The sequence below is a fragment of the Pseudomonas sp. GD03858 genome, from assembly GCF_029840925.1.
In the GTDB taxonomy this organism is placed as follows: domain Bacteria; phylum Pseudomonadota; class Gammaproteobacteria; order Pseudomonadales; family Pseudomonadaceae; genus Aquipseudomonas.
Window position 1 is genome coordinate 1 of the sequence record NZ_JAOCDM010000192.1, and the last position, 4,678, is coordinate 4,678.

Below are 4,678 nucleotides of genomic sequence, written 5' to 3' on the forward strand. Positions count from 1 at the left end.
GTTTTAATAGGCCGACAGAAAAACGAACCACCGGTGTTTCTCTCGGATCAGTACCGCAAGCCAGACGAGACGGTCGAACGTATTCGGGCGGTCTTCTCCCGGGAGGTGGTGGCCTATCCACAGCGCGAAACCGAGACAGAGGAGCGCAAGGATCTCGAAGAATACGTGCGGATGACCAAGGCACGGTGTTACAGCGCCTACATGAAGAGTGTTGCGCCTGATTCTTGATGTTGAGCAAAGCCCAGCCTTGCGCTGGGCCAGTTGCATCCGTGGGTACGGTGACGCGCCAAAGTGAAGAAAGTATTGGAAGCGCTTCCGAAACAAACCCTTCCCAAGGGTGTTCCCACGGGTGGTTTTTCTAAGCCCCAGAAACGCAAAAAGCCCTGAAAAATCAGGGCTTTGAATATGGCGGAAGCGTAGAGATTCGAACCCTTATCCTAGGTACCCCCTACATTCTAGGGAAAAGCTTACCTAGCCAGATCCCTCTATCAACCCACCCAGCCCAGCAATAACGGGCCCATCGCTTCCCTGTCCATCCAGCGGCTAAGAATGCACCCGACTGCATGCTAAAAATTTCGATAAAAAACATATACTTGCTGTTGTCTGACGCTGCCCGCTTTCTAGCTTGTGCTAATTTCCCCAGCTAACTCACCCGGAGTAATCCGAACACAGCCACCCACCTAATAAGGTGAGATGGAGACACACCTATGAAAACTAAGCTTTAGCTTAGTTTTTGCATACAGGAGGGTGGCGAGCCCGAAAAACGAAGGTATAGCTTAGATTTTTTTGCCAGCGGTTCGTGTCTGGGTGGCCACAGCCAATGACAAAAACCGCACGCGCCTTCTCGGTCTTTCTCGGCTTAAACGTCAACGCCCCACGCTTGAACCTGAGCTTTCAAACCCTCGCGATGCACCTTGTTTTCAGCATGTCCCAAATAATTCGTACCGACCAATTGGTTGAATTCTAAACGTATGCCTGGCGTGATCGATGGCCGCCCCTGCTTGAGCCCGAGGTGGATTTCAATGGTGCGGTACGCTAAGTCAGCACTTTCTTGCCAGTCTTTGTCCTTAGGGAAAAGATCGGGCACATCTGCAAATGGCTCAAGAATGACCTTCTTCAGCGCGTGCACCGTCATACGCTGGTGCATTTTCCCCAAATGGCGGTAGAAAAACGAGGTTACGCCAACACCGCAGATCTGCACACGCTCATTGGGCGATGGGTAGGTCGGAGTCAATCCCGTAGGAACGAAGACGCGTTCGTAAACCTGGCGCAACGCCTCGCCATAGGCCGGCAGCAGAGCATCCGCTCCTTCAGCATCAAAGGCTGGGGTGCGCAGCCGATTGATAATGAGGCGCAGGTTCGGGCATCTTGCTACTGCGGTAAACACAAGCCTGGTGCCAAACAAGTCAGCCCACATCTCGATGGCTTTGCTGTCCAGGTCATCGGCGTCCAGATGCTTTGTATGGGCGTTTGCCCAATGTGCCAATTCATGGCCGGCAATGATCAAGCAGTAGAACAAGTCCGTATGGCTGCTCACTACACTATCTGCAAAGCGGTAGGAAAATCTCAGGGTCGGATGACCCGCAACCGGCAGGATCATAGCGAGCGGTGATGGATCGCCATCGAAGTCACATCGCACATCGGGCTGGTAGCTGGCGTGGTGCATCCACTTGAAGTCCGCGATGAATGCTTCGACGACATCCTTATAAGTGATCGACACCAGGCACCTCCACATTTTTGGCGGCCAATCATCGCTTGAACGCTCGTCTAGCGCCACCTAAGCGCTGACCATCTTCGCCTCGAATGAGCCTGGCCAAACCTCCAGGAAAGACTGCGTAACCTTGAGTTCATCGAATCGCAGGATCTCGATTGTATTTTTGCCCATCGAAACTGAACACGTCATGAGGCCTGATACGGTCACCGGTGTCACAAAGCGTCGTGTAGAACGCGTCGACCGGATCGAGCAACCGGAGGTCTTCCTCGCCATTGATACCTTCTCGAATCACCTCAATGTCGTAGAAGCCATCCAAACGCGGGATGCTGTGCAACGTGCTATCCCAGCCCTTGTCGTCCAAACTCTGAAAAACAATGAGTTCGAGCACCTTTTTGAATCTGTCACCCATCAGGACGTGCAGTGACTTGCGACCGACTGACAGACCTTGGTTCGTGCTGCCATCCTGCTGAATCACACCAAACTTTGCTCTTGAGACAGGGATAATCGAAATTTCAGGCGGTTCACCCCATCCGCCCCCTTGGAATACGCCAATGTCTTCGTTGACGAGTGACCAGCCTGAATTTTTCTTGTGATACTCGAAAAAACTCATATACGGGGCACAGGCATGGTATTCGTGGCCGACCGTTTTCGTACTGTAGGCTAGGACAATGCCGTCTTTGTCGGGGTAATGGAGATTGTACTCACCCGCGAAGTAATGCCCGTAAGGTTTATCTAAGTCGGGTACGAGCGATCCCCAGTCGGCCTCATTGAGGAGTCTTTCGGCTATCTGCTGGGCCGCCAGCACATTCCACTTTCCCGGGATATCCGCCACCTCCGTAGGCGCAGGAGCTGGGGCATGGTAGTGATTAGTCAATGTCACTTGGCTGTGCATCGCATTAACCAAGGTGCTGTTTTCGCCTGCGGTTTGATTCACTGCCGGGTTTGACGTGTTCGCTGAGGTTGGCTTTTTTTCCCTCCATGTACGTTTCACAAGAAATACGATAAAGCTGCCAACAGCTGTAGCGATTGTGGCGGCGGCTGCCAGGTTCTCCACAGTAAAAATATCCATATCACTCGACATGACTGATCCGTAAAAAGAGTTCACCAACGTTACCGCTAAAGATGCGGCGGTCGGATTGATTGAGGCGCGTAGGATGCTCTACCCCGCCAGGTCAAATCAATCGCTCGTCGACGTCGCGGGATGAGCTGATGCCTTATGCGGGTAGCCGGGATAGGCACAAGATCACCCCAAGGTGGCGCGCCAATCAAGCCCTAGATGCTAGGCTTAACAAACGGGCTGCACCCACCACTGTGTAGTGGTCAACTCATCCCGGACACGGTTTTGAGTTTTTCTTCAGCTTTCGCCGGAGCCAGTCCATCGTTGAACTGATGAGGTCGGATCCAGTTGTAGTGGCTCATCAGGTACTGGCCAATGTCTCGTTGAGCTTGCTGCTCGGTCAGGTAGCCCGTGGTCGGTATCCACTCTGATTTCAAGCTGCGAAAGACTCGCTCCATCGGCGCATTGTCCCAACAGTTGCCTCGGCGGCTCATGCTCTGGCGCATGCGGTAGCGCCACAGTCTCTGGCGGAACTGACGGCTGCCATATTGCGATCCCTGGTCAGAGTGGAACAGGAGTCCTTGAGGCTTTCCACGTTGTTCGTAGGCGACGTCCAGCGCTTTGACCACCAGGTCTCCATCCGGCTTTTCTGATAAGGCCCAGCCCACCACTCTGCGTGCATAGAGATCCAGGACAACTGCCAGATAGTGCCATTTGCCCTGTACCCAGACGTAAGTGATGTCTCCACACCAGACCTGATTTGGCGCTTCGACATCAAAAGCTCGGTTCAAGATATTCGGAAATATCTGGCCGCTCCACCGTGGCCTTTTTGTACGCATGTGAGCCTGGTTGCTTGCTGATCAACGCCAGCTCACGCATCAGGCTACGTACCTTGAACCGCCCGATTTGCTCACCCTCTTCTTGCATCATTACCTTGATGCTACGGCTACCGGGCGCACCTCGCCCTTGCGTGAACAGCTCATTCACTCGACTGAGCAATCGCAGTCGCTCAACGTCCGGAGTTCGCCTTTTTTGACGATGTGCGTAATAACTTGAGCGAGTGACTTCGAACACTTCACACAACCAATCAACGGGCTCATGGACGCTGAGTTGGCGGATCAGCGAGTACGCTCGAGATCTTCCGACATCAAGAGCGCGGTAGCCTTTTTTAGTATCGATTTCTCGCGTTCAAGGCGCGTGATTCGAGCTTCCAGCTCTTGGATTTTTTGCTGCTCTGGCGTCAACGCTTTGCTGGCCGGCGTGACGCCGCCGCGCTCCTGCTGAAGCTGATGAACCCATCGGCGCAGGGCCGACTCGACCAAGCCGAGTGAACGGGCCGCTTCGGCATGGCTGTAGCCTTGATCAAGCACCAGGCAGGTTGCTTCGCGCTTGAATTCAGGTGTAAAGGTACGGCGTTGCTTGGTCATCAGACACCTCTCTGTGGCGAGCATTCTCGCCTAAATGGGTGTCCGGAGTTAGTAGACCACTACAAAGGCTGCCCGTGCAGAGCTGAGCAGGCTACAACGCGGTACCTCAACACTGAGCTACACACTGGCGAAAGGAAGGCCAGACCTGGTACCGGACATGACCTACACCCTCACCGGGGTGAAGGCCGACATCGCGGAAATCATCTGGCTCGGGGGCAACATCCGCCACAGTTTCACGCCGGACAACTACACCACGTCGCTCGAACTGAAGTCGCAGTTGCCTGATGGAGATGTATCGGAGCTGGGCGAGAGGGGAACGCAGGTCAACGAAGGCTACACCGGCCTGGTGGCCTGGTACCGCGACCCGAAGACCGGAAAACAGCACAAACTCACGGAGGGAGACCAGGCTAAACCGCGTCGGCTCAATCACCTCTAGCAAAGCAAGAACAGTGCGACGCGGGCGCTGCAGCGCGAATGGAA

Annotated in this window: 3 protein-coding genes and 2 pseudogenes; 2 read left to right on the plus strand and 3 right to left on the minus strand. The window is 54.2% G+C overall.

The genetic code is table 11. The features are described from left to right. Positions 1–228 (plus strand): hypothetical protein (locus tag N5D48_RS25700; protein ID WP_279888922.1); only part of this gene is annotated, 228 nt, incomplete at its 5' end. Positions 229–859: 631 nt separating this feature from the next. Here N5D48_RS25700 and N5D48_RS25705 read toward each other — a convergent pair. The 3 genes and pseudogenes from N5D48_RS25705 to N5D48_RS25715 all read right to left on the minus strand — a co-directional run bounded on the left by N5D48_RS25705 (position 860) and on the right by N5D48_RS25715 (position 4,198). Beyond that, positions 860–1,720: a hypothetical protein gene (locus tag N5D48_RS25705; protein ID WP_279888924.1), complete on the minus strand. Its 861-nt coding sequence runs from the start codon at positions 1,718–1,720 to the stop codon at positions 860–862. Between the two features lie 127 nt (positions 1,721–1,847). Beyond that, positions 1,848–2,795: a hypothetical protein gene (locus N5D48_RS25710; RefSeq protein WP_279888925.1), complete on the minus strand. Its 948-nt coding sequence runs from the start codon at positions 2,793–2,795 to the stop codon at positions 1,848–1,850. 239 nt (positions 2,796–3,034) lie between these two features. After that, positions 3,035–4,198: pseudogene (locus tag N5D48_RS25715) on the minus strand (IS3 family transposase). Positions 4,199–4,262: 64 nt separating this feature from the next. Here N5D48_RS25715 and N5D48_RS25720 point away from each other — a divergent pair. Next, positions 4,263–4,634 (plus strand): annotated as a pseudogene (locus N5D48_RS25720) (phage late control D family protein); the annotation flags it as partial. Between the last annotated feature and the right edge of the window lie 44 nt (positions 4,635–4,678).